The 18912-nt window shown below is 60.2% G+C and carries 16 protein-coding genes, 1 tRNA gene, 1 other RNA gene and 4 pseudogenes; 5 read left to right on the forward strand and 17 right to left on the reverse strand.

All coding sequences use genetic code 11. The features are described 5' to 3' along the window. Window positions 1-133: 133 nt before the first annotated feature. From ACIGJG_RS20185 to ACIGJG_RS20215, 7 genes and pseudogenes are all read right to left on the reverse strand, one after another. Window positions 134-337 carry a hypothetical protein gene (locus tag ACIGJG_RS20185; protein WP_483673813.1) on the reverse strand — a complete coding sequence of 68 codons (204 nt, stop codon included), beginning with the start codon at window positions 335-337 and terminating at the stop codon, window positions 134-136. Window positions 338-394: 57 nt separating this feature from the next. Continuing rightward, on the reverse strand, window positions 395-667 hold the full coding sequence (locus ACIGJG_RS20190) for a reverse transcriptase domain-containing protein (protein WP_140949667.1): 273 nt from the start codon (window positions 665-667) through the stop codon (window positions 395-397). Between the two features lie 110 nt (window positions 668-777). Further along, window positions 778-853, reverse strand: a tRNA-Met gene (locus tag ACIGJG_RS20195). A 307-nt stretch (window positions 854-1160) separates the two neighbouring features. Continuing rightward, a pseudogene (locus tag ACIGJG_RS20200) lies at window positions 1161-1430 on the reverse strand (ISKra4-like element ISBte1 family transposase); the annotation flags it as partial. A 60-nt stretch (window positions 1431-1490) separates the two neighbouring features. Then, window positions 1491-2381: pseudogene (locus tag ACIGJG_RS20205) on the reverse strand (lipid A biosynthesis lauroyl acyltransferase); the annotation flags it as partial. Window positions 2382-2761: 380 nt separating this feature from the next. Further along, window positions 2762-3121: a transfer-messenger RNA gene (ssrA, locus tag ACIGJG_RS20210) on the reverse strand. Window positions 3122-3125: 4 nt separating this feature from the next. Further along, a pseudogene (locus ACIGJG_RS20215) lies at window positions 3126-3242 on the reverse strand (H-NS family nucleoid-associated regulatory protein); the annotation flags it as partial. A 139-nt stretch (window positions 3243-3381) separates the two neighbouring features. Between ACIGJG_RS20215 and ACIGJG_RS20220 the strand changes: the two are divergent. From ACIGJG_RS20220 to ACIGJG_RS20230, 3 genes and pseudogenes are all read left to right on the forward strand, one after another. Continuing rightward, a complete protein-coding gene (locus ACIGJG_RS20220; protein WP_483673815.1) occupies window positions 3382-3609 on the forward strand; it encodes a hypothetical protein in 228 nt (75 codons plus the stop codon). Between the two features lie 283 nt (window positions 3610-3892). Continuing rightward, window positions 3893-4198, forward strand: a pseudogene (locus ACIGJG_RS20225) (DDE-type integrase/transposase/recombinase); the annotation flags it as partial. Window positions 4199-4778: 580 nt separating this feature from the next. Further along, window positions 4779-5267 carry an SRPBCC family protein gene (locus ACIGJG_RS20230; RefSeq protein WP_041680356.1) on the forward strand — a complete coding sequence of 163 codons (489 nt, stop codon included), beginning with the start codon at window positions 4779-4781 and terminating at the stop codon, window positions 5265-5267. A gap of 565 nt (window positions 5268-5832) precedes the next feature. On the opposite strand, the gene ACIGJG_RS20235 is transcribed toward ACIGJG_RS20230, so the two are convergent. The 10 genes from ACIGJG_RS20235 to ACIGJG_RS20280 form a co-directional block, all read right to left on the reverse strand. Next, complete coding sequence (locus ACIGJG_RS20235; RefSeq protein ID WP_483673817.1) at window positions 5833-7302, reverse strand: NAD(P)(+) transhydrogenase (Re/Si-specific) subunit beta; 1470 nt, start codon at window positions 7300-7302, stop codon at window positions 5833-5835. Then, complete coding sequence (locus ACIGJG_RS20240; RefSeq protein WP_011301401.1) at window positions 7299-7664, reverse strand: NAD(P) transhydrogenase subunit alpha part 2; 366 nt, start codon at window positions 7662-7664, stop codon at window positions 7299-7301. The genes ACIGJG_RS20235 and ACIGJG_RS20240 overlap by 4 nt, the downstream gene beginning before the upstream one ends. A gap of 10 nt (window positions 7665-7674) precedes the next feature. Next, a complete protein-coding gene (locus ACIGJG_RS20245; protein WP_140949148.1) occupies window positions 7675-8793 on the reverse strand; it encodes a Re/Si-specific NAD(P)(+) transhydrogenase subunit alpha in 1119 nt (372 codons plus the stop codon). A 107-nt stretch (window positions 8794-8900) separates the two neighbouring features. Continuing rightward, window positions 8901-9665, reverse strand: coding sequence for an SDR family oxidoreductase (locus ACIGJG_RS20250; RefSeq protein ID WP_140949147.1), 765 nt, complete (start codon window positions 9663-9665; stop codon window positions 8901-8903). A gap of 77 nt (window positions 9666-9742) precedes the next feature. Beyond that, window positions 9743-10774, reverse strand: coding sequence for a phosphotransferase (locus tag ACIGJG_RS20255; RefSeq protein WP_140949146.1), 1032 nt, complete (start codon window positions 10772-10774; stop codon window positions 9743-9745). A 133-nt stretch (window positions 10775-10907) separates the two neighbouring features. Then, entirely contained in the window at window positions 10908-13214 is a 2307-nt protein-coding gene (locus tag ACIGJG_RS20260) for a molybdopterin-dependent oxidoreductase (protein WP_140949145.1), read from the reverse strand. 36 nt (window positions 13215-13250) lie between these two features. Then, window positions 13251-14699, reverse strand: a complete 1449-nt coding sequence (locus ACIGJG_RS20265; protein ID WP_483673819.1) for an MFS transporter — start codon at window positions 14697-14699, stop codon at window positions 13251-13253. A gap of 115 nt (window positions 14700-14814) precedes the next feature. Further along, a complete protein-coding gene (locus ACIGJG_RS20270) occupies window positions 14815-15627 on the reverse strand; it encodes a phytanoyl-CoA dioxygenase family protein (RefSeq protein WP_235679935.1) in 813 nt (270 codons plus the stop codon). Window positions 15628-15659: 32 nt separating this feature from the next. Then, window positions 15660-16058, reverse strand: a complete 399-nt coding sequence (locus ACIGJG_RS20275; RefSeq protein ID WP_011301821.1) for a RidA family protein — start codon at window positions 16056-16058, stop codon at window positions 15660-15662. Window positions 16059-16093: 35 nt separating this feature from the next. Then, window positions 16094-16939 (reverse strand): phytanoyl-CoA dioxygenase family protein, encoded by an 846-nt coding sequence (locus tag ACIGJG_RS20280; RefSeq protein ID WP_140949143.1) that lies wholly within the window; start codon window positions 16937-16939, stop codon window positions 16094-16096. A 389-nt stretch (window positions 16940-17328) separates the two neighbouring features. On the opposite strand from ACIGJG_RS20280, the gene ACIGJG_RS20285 reads away from it, so the two are divergent. Together ACIGJG_RS20285 and ACIGJG_RS20290 are read left to right on the forward strand one after the other, a co-directional pair. Beyond that, window positions 17329-17487, forward strand: coding sequence for a hypothetical protein (locus tag ACIGJG_RS20285; protein ID WP_181184367.1), 159 nt, complete (start codon window positions 17329-17331; stop codon window positions 17485-17487). Between the two features lie 89 nt (window positions 17488-17576). Further along, window positions 17577-18713: a porin gene (locus ACIGJG_RS20290; protein ID WP_483673821.1), complete on the forward strand. Its 1137-nt coding sequence runs from the start codon at window positions 17577-17579 to the stop codon at window positions 18711-18713. The last annotated feature ends 199 nt before the right edge of the window (window positions 18714-18912 follow it).

Below are 18912 nucleotides of genomic sequence, written 5' to 3' on the forward strand. Positions count from 1 at the left end.
GAGGTTCAACTTGCACGGTTGCGATCCAGACGATGCATCCATGCGCTCCCGTTACATCCACTTGTGGACTCATCAACGGCGCCGATTCATGGAAGGCCAACCCGTGGGTGTGGGTGGTGGAGTTCCGGAGGGTTCAGCGTTGATCCTCGACCCACGCTTTCGCCCATGCGATGCCTGCCGCGACGGCAAGGTCGAACGTTGGGTAGTAGCCCAAAGGCTCAGACGCCTCCAGAACGAGATGGTCCTTTTGCACGGTGCCAAAGGCTTCGAACGAACCATCGCACATTTGCTTCGCAAAGCCACGAACTGTGTAGTCCTGGTAGCTCTCAATGCCCATGGTGGTACCTCCCTGTTTTGGAGGATCGTAGCATGACCAAAGAACACGCTATCCTCTTCAGTGGTGCCATGGTGCGCGCCATCCTGGACGGCGGGAAGTCATCGACTCAGCGCCTGGGACGCCTGCAAAACAGCCGAGAGTCATGTTCATCAGCGCAGGAGAAACGATACCGCCTTGCGGTGTACCAGCCTGCGTTGAGTGAAGAACACGGTTATGAAGGTAGCCTGCCTTCAACCATTTTTGCAGTATCGCCTTGTCCGTAGGGATGTTGGCGACAAGCCAGTCGTGCGAAATTTCGTCAAAACAGCTGCGGATATCAGCCTCAAGCATAGCGCATGCTCGCACTAGGACTCCGCAAAACAGGAAGCAGATCAGGAACAAGGCCGGGCCCCAAAATAAAAAAAAGCCCGCGCGGCGTAAACCGGGCGGGCTTTCGAATCTGGTTGCGGGGGCAGGACTTGAACCTGCGACCTTCGGGTTATGAGCCCGACGAGCTGCCAACTGCTCCACCCCGCGGGCCGCACTATACGCGGATTGGCAAAACATTGATACAGCTAAATGCAGAAAGCCCCGCCGGCGTGATCCGGGCGGGGCTTGGCTGAGCCTTGGTGAAATCGCACGCTGTATGGGGGGCGGCAACGCCGTGGCCTCGTTTTGTCCGGGCTTCGTGGAACGCATTGTCTACCTGCTGGTGGAGAAAGTCGTGCGCGGCCAGTACTGCCGCAGCGCGGCCGGCGGCGACCCGATGCCTGGATACGTGAGCGAGCCAGGCATCCGAGAGCGCGCCAAAGCGGGGGCTGATAATGCGGCAAGGCGGCGATCTTCATCTCACAGCGACGGAGGGATACCATCGTTCAACGTACGACTGGAGCTGGTCATTGAGCAAGGCGGTCCGGATTTGTAGGAGGTTGTGCGCATGCCGGGGCCGCCAGGCCATCTGCTGCGCTTGACGAACCGCTTGCTGACCACCTGGTTGACGGCTGACTCGACGAACCCTGATGCAATGGGCTCCCCATGTCGATAGCTGTCACCGTTCACGATGCAGCTCCCAGTTGTTGTCCAGGTAGACGATGAACGCTTCGAGTTTGCCGAGCACCGGCACTCTGCCTGCGCCATCGTGTCGTATGGACGGGAGGATCAGATCGAGCGCGGCTCAATAGATCGCCGGTTCCCCCGAGGGCCGATTCTTGAACCGGCGATGCACCCAATAGTACTGCTCGGGAATTCGCAGGATTTGCGCTTCGAGAAACGCGTTCATCTGTGCCGCGTCTGCCGTTACGCAGGCCGACGGAAAGCCTGGTAGCGGCTTGAACACCCGGAGTTGGTAGCCGCGATAGTCGGGCAAAACCTCGGTTGTAAAAGGCACGACCTGGGCACCTGTGAGCCTGGCGAGGCGGGACACGGAGATCAGTGTGCAGGCCGCGACGCCGAAGAACGGAACGAATACGGAGTCTTTCAGGCCGAAGTCCATGTCGGCGGCAAGCATGACCGGTACACCCTTGCGCAATGACTGAATGACCTGCCTTGCGCTTTCGTTACGCGGCACCATGACCGCGCCAAATCGCTCGCGCTGCGTTCTGGCAATGGTTTCGAGCGCCCGGTTCGACATTCTGGTGTAAAGCGACGTTACCGGGCTGCCGGCCATCGAATAGAACATGCAGCCGGCTTCGATGGCGACGAAGTGGAAGCCGAGAAAAATCGTCGGAGTACGCGAGCACGACGACAGGTCTATCTCGGATTCCAATCGCAGCAGGCCATTGAGGCGATCGCGGTCGCCGAACCATTGCACGCCTCGCTCGACGTAGCTGCGCATGACGTGGCGAAAATGCAGCCGTGCCAGGTCGCGCCGTGCAGCATCGGACAGATCGGGGAAACACAGCGACAGGTTGGTATGGACAATGTTCCGCCTGCGACTCGGGATGCTGTAAAGCAGCGCGCCAAGTGCTGCGCCAATGTGGGCGGACCATCGATACGGCAGCGCGGCGAAGGCCTTGAGCAGCAGGGTGAGCAGTGCCGCGATGAGGCTGTCGATCATGTGGGGGGGATAGCGGAAGTCGCTGGCACACTGGCCCGACGACTAGCATTGATGTACCTGCACTGTAGCACGCCGGCCCGATTCCCTGCGGCGGGACATAGGCGAAGCCGGCACCAAACTCAAGCAGGATACTCATGATGTGATTGACCAGTGCTACCTCGAGGTCCTGCTCACTCGACCACTGCCCAATTCCAGCTGTCAACGGCGAGCGCTTCGGCACTTGGGGATTGAGCTAACCTCCCCAGGATTCATTTGCAACATTGAGTCTCCAAACTCAGTTCCTCAATGAGGGCCGGCCGGGATACGCCCCCTCGAGCAGGCTACCATTTACCGTCGTGATCGAGCATTCCCAAGTATTCGCATGCTGGCATCGATGCCAAGCTCTCAAATGAACAAGGGCCCCCGAAGGAGCCCTTGTCAGTAACTTTTCTGTTTCGAGGTCAGTTACAACCCAAGGCGGCTGTTAGGCGGCCAATGCGAACTTTTCGTCGTTAGCATTTACTTCGATTTAGTTTTAACGTCTTCTCTGACGAGTTGCCTCACGACCCTATCTCCCCCTGTCGAAACCAGGTCAGGCCCATCAGAAGTGCACTGCCCGTGCAATGTGCTTCTGGTGGACCTGGGCGGAATCGAACCGCCGTCCAGAAGGCCTTCAAGAAGAAGGTTCACAACCATTATCGGGAACCTTGCAGCCCCCGACGGTCCAGATTCTACGCGTCCTGCCGGCAGCGTCAAGGCAGTTTGCGTGGGGCTTTACAAGGACCCGACCCGGTAAAACTCCACGCTCTGCCCCGCATTGACTCCCCGCTTGAGCCACGACGGCATCTCGCCCTGCCCGTCCCAGGTCAGCCCGTCCGCGTTGCGGTAGCAGAACTACCAGCGGGGGTAGGGGCCTTCCAGTCGATGACCCCATTCAGCGCTTTCCCGTAATGCCTTTCCCCAAGTGCTACTGATTGCAGTTGTACCCATACTGGGGACTCGCCTTTTCGCGTGGCGATCACTTTTACCCATGGAATCTGCCGCCATGCTTGCAATTGTTGCCTGGATCACCTGCTCCTTCGCGGTTGGCCTTTTCGCCAACGCCCTGGGACGCTCCGGCGCCACATGGATTATCTTCTCATTGATCCTGAGCCCGTCGCTTGGGCTGATGGTCGTCGCCGTGCTCGAGAAGATGTGGACCAGGTCAGCTCGCGTGGTGACTGCCATTGCACCTGCAGCGGTGTCAGTGCCCGTATAGTCGGCCGACAGGACCTTTTCGGGATCATCGCTGACCCTACACTCCGGAAAATGTAGGGTTCGTCAGAATCTGAAGATCCACCTAAAGCGGGCCTTCGGCGTGTGGTGCGGCCGCTGGAAGCCGCCCGCCCTTACATCAGCGTCTTCAACCGGTTGTTCGCCGCATGCCCGCCTTCGGTAACGGGATACTTGGCCACGACCTGTTCCAGCGTTTTGCGTGCGGCCGCCTTCTGGCCGGACTCGAGCTGATTATTGGCAACCGCGATCATGGCGTCCGGCACCTCAAGCGCGTGGCTCGCCTGATGCGTGAAGCGGGCCTGCGCGGCGTAAGCCGGCGCCGCTGGGTAAAGACCACGCGGCGAGCACCTGGCGCACGACCGGCTCCGGATCTGGTGCAGCGCCACTTCCAAGCTGACGCACCGAACCGTCTGTGGGTCGCCGATGCGACCTACATTCCAACCGCAGCGGGCTTCTTCTACCTCGCGGTGGTGTTGGATGTGTTCAGCCGCCGGATTGTTGGCTGGGCCATGGGCAGCCATCTGCGTACCGAGTTGATGCTGCAGGCGCTGGATATGGCGCTCGCACAGCGCAACAGCTTCTTCAAGACCGTCTCACATCCAGTGACCGTAAGCGTGCTATAGGCGACATCTCCCAAGGTATTCGCGAGCTGCTGCCAAGGGTCGGGTAGCGCCGACCGGCGCCCTCCCCCCGGACACCTGAAGTCAGCATCGACCACTGACCAGCGCATTCAAGATGGATGCGCGATTACCGGCCCGCACCTTCAAGCGCATGATCAGCATGCCGGCGGCCCAGGTCAGCGTCCTGCGCAACTCGTCGTTATTCAGCCGATTCGTTCAAGCTTCCAGCAATCAGCGGCCCTACACTGGCGTCTCGTTTCAACCGAAAGGAGAGCCACCATGAATACCGCCACCCAATCTACGTGCAACTGTGTTGTTTGCCCCGGTGCAGGCTGTGCCTGCGGCTGCCAGGGAACTGCGGAGCAAAGAGCGTGTGCCTGTGGCCCGCAATGCCCCTATGGACCGCGATGCGCCTGCGGGCCACAATGCCAGTGCGGCGCTGAATCCACCTGACATAGAAAAACGGCAGGAACAAAGTCGATGGGGTCTCGAGCAAAAAAGAACGCCGGCCTCCTCTAAGAATGGAGGCAGCTTGCGGACCGTCGAATACCACTTTTCGACCATTTGGCGCATCGATGCGCCAGTGCAGGAAGTATGGGCAGCAATCCAGGATTCGGCGCGCTGGCCCGAGTGGTGGATTAACGTCGAGCGAGTGGACCAGCTAGAGGCCGGTTCCGATCAGGGCGTGGGCGCCATACAACGCTATACGTGGAAAGGCTGGTTGCCCTATCGACTCGTGTTCGATATGCGGGTAACGCGCATCGATCCGTTGGTCGCGCTGGAGGGGGAAGCTAGTGGCGACGTCGAAGGCGCCGGTCGATGGAGCTTTTCGAGCGACGGACGCAACCTTACCGTGGTCCGCTATGACTGGTGCGTGCATACGAACCGCGGATGGATGAATGCATTGGCGCCGTTGTTGCGACCGGTTTTTCAGTGGAACCACGATGCAGTGATGCGCGAAGGTGGCGCGGCGCTAGCGCGGCGGCTAGACGCGCGCCTGCTCGGCATCGAGCATGGATGAAGCGTACCCGGCAACGGATTGAACGCTCTGCAACGTCTCCCCCTTTACCTCGGTTGTTTCTCTTGGCATCGAGGCAGGTGATGGGCATGAGATGGTGGAGCACACTGAAGTCGGGTGCCACCGGATGGCGATCCATCATTCGTCCCTGAGCGGCCAGAAGCAGACTATCGACCACGGTATCAAGCTAATATGTGGACGACGCAACTACATCAATACCGGCCATTTGGAACTCACTCGTCTCCCTCGACGTGGGAGAGGATTCGATGCGGTAGTCGTAAGTGCCGCCGATCAATCAAAGCGTTTTCAACGCCTCGCCAGACCTGAAACATTGACGCTTGAGAACTTACTAACAATCTCCCTCGCCCATGTGAACTTTTCCTTATGGGGCATAAAGTGTTTGCCATGCTTTTGCACGGCGTCTTCAATATCGAAGAGGAGGACCGCAGTGGATTGGGCAAGGCCGTATGCATTTTTGTTGATCTTCTGAGGTGCCCTGGTTGCCTGGCAGCCAGCACTACTGCTTCCTTCAACTCTGATCACATCGACCGCGGGAATCCCCAGCTACTCATTCAACAGCCTTGACCATGTCCTCGACCACCTTCTTGGCGTCGCCGAACACCATCATGGTCTTGTCCATGTAGAACAGCTCGTTGTCGAGGCCGGCGTAGCCGGCCGCCATCGATCGCTTGTTCACGATGATGGTCTTGGCCTTGTACGCCTCCAGGATCGGCATGCCCGCGATCGGCGACTTCGGATCGGTCTTGGCCGACGGGTTCACCACGTCGTTCGCGCCAAGCACCAACACCACGTCTGCCTGGCCGAACTCGCTGTTGATGTGTTCCATCTCGAAGACCTGGTCGTAGGGCACCTCGGCCTCGGCCAGCAGCACGTTCATGTGGCCCGGCATGCGGCCCGCCACCGGGTGGATCGCGTACTTCACGGTCACGCCCTTCTCGGTCAGCTTTTCGGTCAGTTCCTTGAGTGCGTGCTGGGCGCGCGCCACTGCCAGGCCGTAACCCGGCACGATAATCACGGTCTCGGCATTGCCCATCAGGAACGAGGCGTCATCGGCGGAGCCCGACTTTACGTTGCGCTGCACTTGCGAACCGCCTGCTGCGCTCGCTCCCGCATCGCTGCCGAAGCCGCCGAGGATCACGTTGAAGAACGAACGGTTCATCGCCTTGCACATGATGTACGAGAGGATGGCACCGGACGAACTCACCAGCGAACCGGCAATGATCAGCATCGGGTTGTTCAGCGAGAACCCGATACCGGCGGCCGCCCAGCCCGAGTACGAGTTCAGCATCGACACCACCACCGGCATGTCGGCGCCGCCGATCGGGATGATGATCAGCACGCCGAGCACGAAGGCGATGGCAAGCATGACGAGGAACGGCGGCCACTCCTGCGTCATGAAGAACGCAATGCCGAAGCCGACCATGGCGACGGCCAGCGCCAGGTTCAGCATGTGCTGGCCCGCGAACACAACGGGGGCACCCTGGAACAGGCGGAACTTGTAGCGACCTGCCAGCTTGCCGAAGGCGATCACGGAACCGGAGAACGTGATGGCACCGACGAAGCAGCCGATGAACAGTTCGATGCGGTTGCCCATCGGAATCTCATGCGAGCCCGCCGGCGCGATGCCGAAGGCCGAAGGTTCCGCCACCGCGGCCACCGCAATGCACACCGCCGCGAGACCGATCAGCGAGTGCATCGCCGCGACCAGTTCGGGCATCTTGGTCATCTCGACCTTCTTCGCCACATAGGCGCCGATGCCGCCGCCGACGACCAGGCCAGCCAGGATCAGCGCAAGGCCAGACCCGGCTGTCGTGCCGCTACCGGCAGCGAGGAACTCGTTCTTGAGCTTGAGGATCAGCGCCACCGTGGTGAGTGCCGCCACCGCCATGCCGATCATGCCGAAGGCATTGCCCTTGCGGGCCGAAGCCGGGTGCGAAAGCCCTTTGAGGGCCTGGATAAAGCAGACCGACGCGCCCAGGTAGAACAGCGTCACGGTATTCATGGACAGTCCGTTCATCGCGGCATCTCCACCAGTTCTCCGCCGGCATGCGCGGGCGTCTTTGCGGGCTGCGCCTCGGCCTTCACCTTCGGCGCCTTCTTGCGGAACATCTCGAGCATGCGCTGCGTGACGAGGAAGCCGCCGAACACGTTGACCGCAGCCAGTGCCACCGCAAGCGTGCCCATCGCGCGGCCCACGCCGCCTTCAGTCAGGCCAGCGGCCAGCATCGCACCGACGATGATGATGGCCGAGATCGCATTGGTTACCGCCATCAGCGGCGTGTGCAGCGCGGGCGTGACCGTCCACACCACGTGGTAGCCCACGTAGATCGCCAGCACGAAGATGATCAGGTTGATCACCGTGTGGTTCACCATTTCCATGGTTGTCTCCTTAACCGGCCAGCGCCGCTTCTTCGCGCCGCGTCATCAGGCAAGCTGCGACGATGTCGTCTTCGAGGTTGAGCGAGAACTGGCCGTCCTTGTCGATGACCAGCTTGAGGAAGTCCAGCACGTTGCGCGCGTACAGCGCCGAGGCGTCTGCCGCGACCATGCTGGCCAGGTTCGTATGGCCCACGAAGATCACGCCATGGCGCTCGACCACTTCGTCGGCCACGGTCAGCGGGCAGTTGCCGCCTTGCGCGGCGGCCAGGTCGACCACCACCGAGCCCGGCTTCATCTGCTGCACGGTGGCTTCGTGCAGCAGAACCGGTGCCTTGCGGCCGGGGATCAGCGCGGTGGTGATGATGATGTCGGCCTGGATCGCACGCTGGTGCACCAGCTCGGCCTGGCGCTTCATCCAGTCCGGCGGCATTGGCCGCGCATAACCGCCGACACCTTGCGCGATCTCGCGCTCTTCGTCGGTCACGAACGGCACGTCGAGGAACTTGCCGCCGAGCGATTCGATCTGCTCCTTCACGGCCGGGCGCACGTCCGAGGCTTCGATTACCGCACCGAGGCGCTTGGCCGTGGCGATGGCCTGCAAGCCCGCCACGCCGGCACCGAGGATCAGCACGCGCGCGGCCTTGACGGTGCCCGCGGCGGTCATCAGCATCGGCATGAAGCGCTGGTAGTGATGCGCTGCGACCAGCACGGCCTTGTAGCCGGCGATGTTCGCCTGCGAGGACAGCACGTCCATGCTCTGCGCACGCGTGGTGCGCGGTGCCGCTTCGAGCGCGAAGGCGGTGATGCCGGCGGCGGTCATGCGCGCGTTGTTCTCGGTATCGAACGGGTTGAGCATGCCCACCAGCACGGCGCCGGACTTCATCTGCGCCAGTTCGGCGCTCTCAGGTGCGCGCACCTTGAGCACGAGCGGCGCGCCGAGCGCGTCGTCGGCGGTGCCGATCGTCGCACCGGCCGCCTCATAGGCGCTATCGGGCTGGCTGGCACGCAAGCCCGCGCCTGCCTGCACCACGACCTTGTGGCCTTGTGCGACGTATTTCTTGACTGTCTCCGGCGTAGCGGCGACGCGCGATTCGCACGCATGCGTTTCTACGGGCACTCCGATATTCATTTGCGCTTAATTCTTGAAGTTGTTCATGGTCGTCGTGACTCCCTGACAGCGCGGCGCTTACTTAGCATCACGGCCTCACCCGCGCAACAGCGGACCTTTTCGCCGCCTCAGATTGTCAGGCCACCGTCGACTACAATGCATTCGCCATTGGTATAGCTCGAAGCATCCGACACAAGATAGAGCACCGTGCCGGCCATTTCGCGGGGCTCCGCGTGACGACGCAGCGGGATCTCGGCGAGCCATCGCTCATAGATTGCCGGGTCCTCGAACAGCGCACCCGAAAATTTTGTCCTTGTGAGGCCAGGAAGCAGCGCGTTCACCCTGATGCCGAGCGGCCCGCACTCCTTCGCGAACGCCTTCGTCATGTTGACGACCGCGGCCTTCGTGATTGAGTAGATGCCCTGCTTTTCGCCTGGCTGCAGCGCGTTCACCGACGCGGTATTGACGATCGCGCCGCCGCCTTGCGCCTTCATCATCCTGCCGGCTTCGACTGACATGAAGAAGTAGCCGCGCACGTTCACTTCGACCGTCTTCTCGTAGGCGCCAAGATCGGTGTCGAGGATGTGGCCAAAATAGGGATTCGCCGCCGCGTTGTTAACGAGGATGTCGAGACGGTCGTGCTTGCTGCGGATATGCTCGAACACCGCGGCAACATCCTCCATCCGCCCGACATGGCACGCCAACGCCTCCGCCTGGCCGCCCGCCTTGACAATCTCGTCGGCGACAGCCTGACAGTCATCAAGCTTTCGGCTCGACACGATCACGTACGCGCCCTGCTCAGCGAGCAGCTTCGCAATTTCCTCGCCTATGCCTCGGCTCGCGCCGGTCACGAGGGCGGTCTTTCCGGTCAAGTCGAACAGATTCGTTGCCATAAATTGTTCCTCCAATTGGTTCGAGATTCGATGAACTGCGTCGATACCGATCGCGGAGGTCGTGAGCGACCTGCATGTCAGCCTCGCGCATCGATCACGCGCACGGCCTCTTCGGCCAGCATGCCCGCCATTTCACCGACTTGCAGGGCAGCCGTGCTGGACGCATTGCCCTTCAGCGCGCGAGCCTTCACACCCTGCGCGATCGCAGCGAGCCTGAAAAAGCTGAACGCAATATAGAAATGCCAGTCGCGGATTGGTTCGATGCCGCGCAGCTCGCAATAGCGCGCGACAATTTGCGTTTCCTGCGGCACGCCGAGCTCAACGCGATCCCTACCCGCAAGTCCGGGGACGCGGCCGTCGGACGGCAGCCGCAGGCACATGCAGAAGTACGCGAGATCGGCGAGCGGATTGCCCAGCGTCGACAGTTCCCAGTCGAGGACCGCCTTCACGCGGTAGCTATCGCGCTCGAACATTACGTTATCCATCCGGTAGTCGCCATGCACAAGCGTCGGCGGACCAGCGTCTTCGGGGCACGCACTTGGCAGCCAGTCGATTAGGGTTTCCATCGCGTCGAGCCGCTCGGTCTCTGCCGCTCGGTACTGTTTCGTCCAGACGCCGATCTGGCGCTCGAAGTAATTGCCATGCCGTCCGAAGTCAGCAAGTCCGACGGCTTCAATGTCGATGTCATGGAGCACGGCCATTGTTCGCAAAACTGCGTCGTAGCAGGCGGCGCGATCCTGCTGCGGCAACTCAGGCAGGGACGGATTCCAGAAGATCCGCCCATCCTCGAAGCTCATCACATAGAACATGCTGCCAATTACGTCGCAGTCCACGCAAAGGTGATACGGGTGCGCGACAGGGACCTTGGTCCTGGACAGGGCGGTCAGGACTCGAAACTCACGATCGACAGCGTGGGCGGACTTCAGCAGTTCGCCAGGAGGCTGCCGCCTGAGCACATATCGACCGCTGCGCGCTTGCAGCAGAAAGGTAGGATTCGACTGGCCGCCGGCGAACTTCTCAGCGTGCACAGGTCCGTCGAAACCAGGCAGGTGGTCTTCGAGATAGCGCGCCAGAATTGCGGTATCGAGTGGATCGGAGATCTTCTTCATCGTTTCTTTCCATTTTCCATGCCGTAGCGCTGCCGCGAATGGTAGTCAGTATGACAAACGCGCACCTTTGGGCTGAGCAGTCATTGCCAAGGGTGGTGGATCAACGTGGTGCCAAAGGGCGACTCGGCAATGATCACCTGACGATCTCCGGTGGCTCGAAGCAGGTTGTCGTCGGTAGAACCCCGGCATAGCGCTCGATCTGGACAAGGCATGAATTCGCTGCGCTGCCCTGCGCGATTTCCGATGTGCCAACATCGCGCGTCAACACATTGGGGTTGCCATGCTTATCCAAAGGTGGACCATCTCCATCACCAAAGGCCAGGTCCAGCCAAGCGCCTGTGGCCATTTGCACCACCCCAGGAATCACGTCATCGGACACCACCACACCCGCGAGACAACTGCCTCGCGCATTGAATACGCGAACGATCATTCCGTGTTCAATGTTTCGGCTCGATGCATCGATTGGGTGAATGCGTATTGGCTCCCTGTCAGAGATCTTCAATTTCCTGCTGTGCGGCGCATGGTCATATTGGCTGTGCAGCTTGGATGCTGGCTGGTTCGAGAGTAGATGCAAAGGAAACTCGAGCACCTTAGGAGACCCCAGCCACTCCTCGGGCTCGATCCACACCGGATGCCCGGGCTGGGCCTTGATCCCGAAGTCGTGAATGGTCTGTGAAAAGATCTCAATTCGACCAGACGGCGTCTGCAAGGGCTCTCCCACCGGATCACGGATGAACTCCGAGAAAACGGTGTGGGATTCTCTCGTCGGAGCCTCAATCATTCCCTTCGCCCAGAATTCATCGAAGTGCGGGAAGCTCAGGCCCTGTTCGTCGCCCTGCTCTTTGATCCGTGCATAGAAAGATCGCAGCCAATCCTCCTCGCTCTTTCCTTCCGTGAACTTCTTCACAAATCCAAGTCGGGCGGCGAGCTCGGAAAAAACCTCATAATCATTACGCGCGTTGGCATGCGGTTTCACATGTGCTGCTGACGCGATAATGAAAGGGTCTGTACTGGTGCCAGCGATATCGTTTCGCTCGTAAGCGACTGTCGTAGGGAACACGATGTCCGCGTGCTTTGCGGTTGCTGTCCACCAGGGCTCATTGACGATGATGGTTTCTGGCACCGCCCATGCCTTTCGGAGTCGGTTCAGATCTTGATGGTGATGAAACGGGTTGCCCCCGGCCCAATAGATGAGCCGTATGTCGGGATAGGTCAGGGTCTCGCCGTTGTAACGGTAGGATTGCCCCTTGTTGAGTAGCATGTCCGAAATGCGCGCCACGGGAATAAACGAATCCACATGGTTCTTGCCCTGCGGCAGCGCGGGGATCTTCACCGTGATAGAGTCAAGCCCGATACCGTTGATGGCGGCATAGCCGAACCCAAATCCGCCGCCATCCAGGCCAATCTGGCCGATCATCGATGCAAGGGCCACTGTCATCCAATACGGTTGCTCGCCATTCTCGGCCCGCTGCAGCGACCATGACATGGTGATCATGGTCCGTTGCTGTGCCATATCACGCGCGAGATGCGTGATGCCCTGTGCGGAAATGCGGCATATGGACGATGCCCACTGCGGCGTCTTTGGCACACCGTCGGACTCGCCCAACAGGTAATGCCGGAAGCGGTCGTATCCGACCGTGTAGCGGTCCAGGAAGGCGCGGTTGACCAGGTTCTCGGCTTCCAGAACATAGGCCAGGCCAAGCATGAGGGCTACATCAGTCTGCGGACGTATGGGAATCCATTCGCATGGTGCGCTGGTGTCATCCTGGATCGGGCTGATAGATACCAGGCGCACTCCTGCCTGTGCGAGTTGCCCGAGTGTGTCGCGGTAGTGATGGCGTGTCACGCCACCGGAATTCATCTGAGCATTCTTTTCCGGCAATCCCCCAAACGCCACCAACAGTCGAGTACTTCGAACCATGGATTTCAGCGAGGTGTGCCTGTCCGCCAAGCTATGCATGGAGCCCACCACTCGGGGAATGATCACCTCCCCTGCGCCATAGCTATATGAATTGACCGACCGCGTATAGCCGCCCAGAAGGTTCAGAAAGCGGTGAATCTGGCTTTGCGCGTGATTGAATCGCCCGGCGCTCGCCCATCCATAAGAGCCACCGAAAATCGCCGAGTTACCGTACGATGAGCAGACTCGCTGTAACTGCCCGGCGGCCATATCAAGGGCGGTATTCCAATCCACCTCGACAAATGGCTCGCGCCCTCGGCCCTCACCACTTGCCCGATGCTGCTTGTCGAGAAACGACTTTCGTATGGCAGGTGAGGCAACCCTCAACTTGGTGTGAGATCCATCGAGCTGCTCCCAGATGGGGGCCGGAGCAGGGTCGCCAGGCCAGGATCGAATGTTGGACACACGGCCTTGGTCCACGGTGACGTTGTAGGTGCCCCAATGCGTGGAGACCCACCGATTTTCTTGAACGGGCAACATGGAAGACTCCTTACTGCAGGGCAGGTGAAAGCTGATTCATGCGGCAGCGTGCGCGGCTGACTTGGTGGGGTCGCCTGACGTCCCAAGGCCCAATTCTTCGTCGGCTACTGCTTCCAGCGAACGGTTGGTGGTGCGCGGGCCGAAGATAAGCACGGGGATGGCGAAGGCGATGTAGATGGCGGCGGCGGTCCACGTTACGTACTTCAGGCCACCCGCAGTGACCAGCGCCGCGCCCATCACGCCGGACACCACGCCGCCGACCCGCGCACCCGACATCACGATGCCATTGCCCAAGGCACGCAACTGCGTTGGCATTGTCTCGGGGATATATGTGTAGTAGGCGTTGAGTACGAAGCCACTGAAGATGGCGAGCGCCCCGCCGATAACGGCCACGGCCCAATAGCTGGTTGAGAGGCCCAGCACAACCAACGCGAGCGCGCAGAACACCGACATGCAGAGGATGGTGTTCTTGCGTTCCCACCGATCCAGCAGTCGCATGGCAATGAAAGGCATTACACCGTAGACCACGACCCAGATGAACATGATGAAATATGCGTCCTTCTGGGGGTATTTGAGACCATACACCAGCGCGTAGATGCTCCAGTTGATCCAAGTGTAGTACGCCAGGTACACCCCGAAATAGGACACAAACAGAACGATCAGGTTGCGCAAGACCCCCTTGTTCCGCAGCAGGTCCCGCAAGGTGGCATTCGCTGCGCCGCCTTGCGCTGCCAGCGGATTGGGGTCGTCGAGCGGCCCCTTGCGCGACGCGCGCGCTTCCAGGCTGGCGACAATCTGCGCTGCGTGCTCGAGCTTCCCGCGAGAGACGCACCAGCGCACTGACTCCGGCAGATAAAAATACACGAGGGGCGCAATCAGCAAGCCGATGCCGCCGGCCAAGAACAGGTACCGCCAGGTGTTCGGTCCGCCCGTAGGCAGGTAAAACATGGCCAATGCCGCCGCAATCACTGCCGAGGCTGTGTAGCCCATCGTCACGAGCGAGAGAAAACGTCCGCGTGCATGGCGTGGGAACATCTCGGCGACGTAGACGAGCAGCACCGACGTGGCCGCCTGCACGCCCAGTCCAGTCACGAAGCGGGAGGTCAGGATCATCTCGTACCCTGGGACGAACGCCGTCACGATCACGCCGAGCGAGTACATGACCGTGCCCCACACCAGCACTGGACGACGCCCCACCCTGTCGGAGAGCCAACCGCCGGCCAGCGCGCCAATCACCATCCCCACGTAGAGGGCGCTGCTGATAACCCCGATCTGCTCGGTACTCATGCCCGTGTGCGCCTTGATGGTCGGCGCAGCGTACGAAAAGATGGCGTTGTCGTAATACTCCAGCATCAAGTTGATTGCCAGCAATGCCGCCCAGGCGTAATGCGTGCTCATGGTTGGCAAGCGGTCGAACCGCGCCAACAGATGGGAGGAGCGGGAGTTACTGTCTGAGAATGACTTCGTTCCGTCGATGTGACTCACGGTGTGTCTCCGGTTGGCGCTGTCGCCGTTATTGGTCTTCGGTACTTCAGTGATGCGGCCACCTCCACACGGAATGCGGACACAACCGCCCTCCTCCCATCAAACGATCCTGGTATCAACGCAGTTGTGTGCACCATGCGGCGCGAAACGGCTCACCTGGCATCAGCGAGGGATCATTGAGCGCGCTGATGTCGTAGGGGTAGTTGCAGCCCCCGGTCGGCAGCGGCCGGTAGAAGAGCTTGTCGCCGAAGAACCGGTAGACGAGTGTGTGGCGATCGGGGCAGTCCGCGCTGACGGGGGCGCCGCCGTGCAGCGCACCGGAGTGGAATACCAATGCGTCGCCCAATTCCAGGTCCCATGAAAGAACATCCCACGAGTTCGGATCTTTCGCCCGTTCCGCCTCGATATCCGGAAGATCCGGCCAGTCGGTGTTGAGCCACAACGGCTTAGTGGGCTTTCCCGGGTCTGTATAAGAGTTGCCGTTGTACTGAATGCCGAGATGCGAGCCGCGCACGACTTCGAGCGCGTTCTTGCGAGGTATCCGTTCAAAACAGGTCCAGATGTTGAGCATCTGCGGCCCGCTTACTGGTGTGTACGAGTTGTCCTGATGCCACGGCGATCGCCCGGCCTTCCCGCCCTTTTTTATGAAGATCTCCTCGCCTTTGAACCATACATGCTGGGAGTCCCATAGCGACGCCACGAATTCATCAAGCACCAGTGCCTTGATCGTCGCGATATGCACATCGCGGTTGGCAATGTTGCCGTAGTCGTTGAAATGCTCGTCCGGCGTGCCTTTGAAGATGTAGCCGTGCTGCGGACTCGGGTGTTCAATCCCATAATCGAAAGCCTCGCGCATCCGCTTGAGCCCTTCAGGAGAAAACAAGCCTCGTGCAACGAAGGCGCCGTCCCGTGCCAGGTCCAGCTTCATTTGTTCAGTCACCTGCATGTGAGCCTCCCCAGTCAATCGGCACCGCAGCCGGCCACCGCGACGGCGCGAACTTCGACAAGAAACGCCGGATTCGCCAGTTGGGTCACGCCTACCGCAGTCCAGGAGGGGTAGCGCTCAGGCAGGAACTCGTCCTTCGCCCTCACGAACGCTTGAATGTCCGGGCCATGCAGGTCGATGTGGAAAGTCACGATCTCGACGATGTCCGCCATCGTCGCACCCGCCTCCTCCAGCACGCACTTCAGGTTGTTGAAGGCCAGTCGAGCCTGCTCGGCCATGCCCTCGCCCGGCTTGCCAGTGGCCACATCAAGGCCCACCTGACCCGACACCCAGATCATGTCGCCGACACGGGTGGCGGACGAGAAATGCAGTTGGTCGTAATGCCGCTCCTTGAATGGCGCGGGGTTAATCATTTTTCGCTTCACGATGTTGGTACTCCGTAGTGATATCAGACCCCGGCAACCTGGCGGAAGACCGGCGAGCGGAACGCATCGCCCTGATTGAGCTTGGCCATTTCTTTCTGGAAGAGCGGGCCGTTGCGGGCGTACTTGGGGTTGCAGGTGGGCAACTCGCGAAAGGTGGCGTCGTCACCGAAGAAGCGCAGCACCAGTGTGTGGCGGGTCGGGCAGTCGGCATCGACCTGTGCACCGCCATGCAGAGAGCGCGGGTGCAGCAAGACGATGTCGCCAGGATTGATGTCAAAGGAGACGATGTCCCAGGAATTGGGATCCCGAGCAAGCTCGTTGTCGATGTGCGGGAGACGAGGATAGGTGCCATCGCCATAGAGCGGATCGGTCGGATCCTCGGCACTATCAAAGCTAGCGCCGTCGTACTGGATACCCAGATGTGAACCGCGCACGATCTCCAGCGAATTCTTCTTGGGCAGCTTCTGGAAACTGATCCAGGCATTGCCCCAATGGCGGCCGGCCCACGGCAGGTTCGCTGTGTCCTGGTGCCAGGGGCCTCGGCCGCTTTTTCCCCCTTCCTTGGCGAAGATCTCCTCAGCGAAGTACCAGACGTTTTTCGAGCCCCACAATTCCTGGAAGATCTGGCCGAAAGGCAATGCGGCCGCCAGGTCATCCAGCTCGGACTTGGCTTCGGGGTTAGCAATGTCGATGTGGGTGTGCAACGTGGTGCCGATGAGACCGCCCTTGTAGACGTGCGGGCCGGGGTTAGCCATGTCCCACTTGAAGCCGTCGTAGCACTGGGCCAGTTGCGCTTCGTTGAGGCAGTTCCTGAAGATAGTGACACCGTCGTTGCGGAACTGCTCGCGCATCTCGGGGGTGGTCAGCATAGTGAAGCTCCTTGGTGGCTTGGACGGCACACACTCCCGTCTCTAAGATGATTCACTTTAGTCCTCGCCAGAGGTTAACACAACAGCCGTTTTGTAAATACATTCCCATATTTGCACAACGTACGTTTTGTGATATCGATCGTCATTGAGCGGCGGGCTAATGGGAAGTACTGGGCGCGTGCGGGAAGCCGCGTTTGCAACATCGCGCACTGCCATGCTGACGAAGAGCCTCCGCAGGGAATACCCTCATTCTTCGTTAAACATAACGACTGTTATTCTAAATTAGCGTTCGCTTCCGGACTTCCTGTCAGGGGATGTCGACAGGGATGCGGCCGTGCGGGAGTGCTGTGACGGCTACGCAACTGCCCGGATCAGAGGATCAACCGTGCATGAGTGCAAGCGCGAAGTTTTTCCCGCGGATCGAGAACCTGTCATTGACGACTGTCTCAACCAAGGAAGCGCTGGCGCTGTGCAAAGTGGCGGCGTTCAGTCCAGGTATCGAAGTTCGTGCAGTGGCGGCGGCCGGCTTCGGTAAGACCGTCGAGTAAAGGCAGTCTCGGTTCACATGACGCTATGTGCGCGCGACGGAGGCTCTTGCGCGCACCGGGCCCAATCCTATTTGAACGGAACATCGAGCATGAAGAAGAAATGGCTGATCGCGCTAACCACACTTGGCACCGTAGCAGGCGTAGCCCAAGCTCAGTCCAGCGTCACGTTGTACGGCGTGCTGGACACGAACGTCGAAGTCGCCACGAATATGAAGGCGCCGAGCGGTGGCTCGGGTACCCGCTACGCGCTGAATGGCGGCGGCCTGTCCAGTTCGCGCTGGGGGCTGCGTGGCAACGAAGACCTGGGCGGCGGTCTGAGCGGTATCTTTGTTCTGGAAAGAGGCTTCAGCGCGGACGACGGCAAATCTCTGCAAGGCGGTCGTCTGTTCGGCCGTCAGGCATTCGTCGGCCTGCAGAACGCAACCTTTGGCAAGGTCACCTTCGGCCGCCAGTACACGTCGATGCTGGATGCATTGGCCCCCTTTTCGCCCGCTGCGCTGGCAGTCTTGTATGAGCCAGTCATCGCCCTGTTTGGCGCCGCCTACCGGCAAGACAATACGGTCAAGTACACCGGAACATTTGGGCCGCTTATGGTAGGTGCCCACTGGTCATTCGGTATTGGGCCCACCTTCAGCAGCCCGGGCGGCGTCAACATCAGTGGCAGCGGGGAGGTTCCGGGCCAGATCCGCCGCGATAGCGGCTTCGGTGGCCAGACAACTTATCGTGCGGGCTCGTTCGGCGCCACGTTGTCCTATGATCAGGTCAATCCGAGCATTACCCGTAACGGTGCGCTCCTTGATATCGCCACCAGCAAAAAGGCTGCCGCCGCGGCCAGCTACGCCCTTGGCCCTATCCAAATCATGGGCGGCTATCGCTGGGGCAAAGCAGTCGCGTCCGGGCAGACGCTGGTGCGTGACGACTTGTATTGGGCAGGGGTTTCCTATGAGGCGGCACGTTCTCTCAGCTTGACGCTGGATTACTACTACCAAGCTTTCCACTCTTCGACAACGCCCGCATTGAAGCCGCCAGGCAACCCTTGGCAAGTCGCGTTCATCGTCGACTATAACTTGTCCAAGCGTACGGACCTATACTGGACCACGGTGTACGCCAAGAATTCCGGCCTGTGCCTGGATACCGCCTCCATTGGTTACGCTAATGGGTATCAGCCGGGAGGCACCAGGAACAATATGTTGGGGGCTGCTGTGGGCCTCCGCCATAAGTTCTGAAAATAACTGAAGCACGGATGCCATCTTACTCGGGCACGTATGTGCCCTTTTCTTACAAGCAGCAGAGGTCCCCTTATCGCAGATCCGTTGCACGGCCACTGCGACTTGGCAATCGCGTAGGCTCCGCTACATTGCACAGATCGCTGCGGGAGTTCCAGTTTGCGAGGGACCCTTTTCCCATTGGAGGCTGGTTCATGGC

Source organism: Cupriavidus sp. C1SS-2L (genome assembly GCF_057073735.1).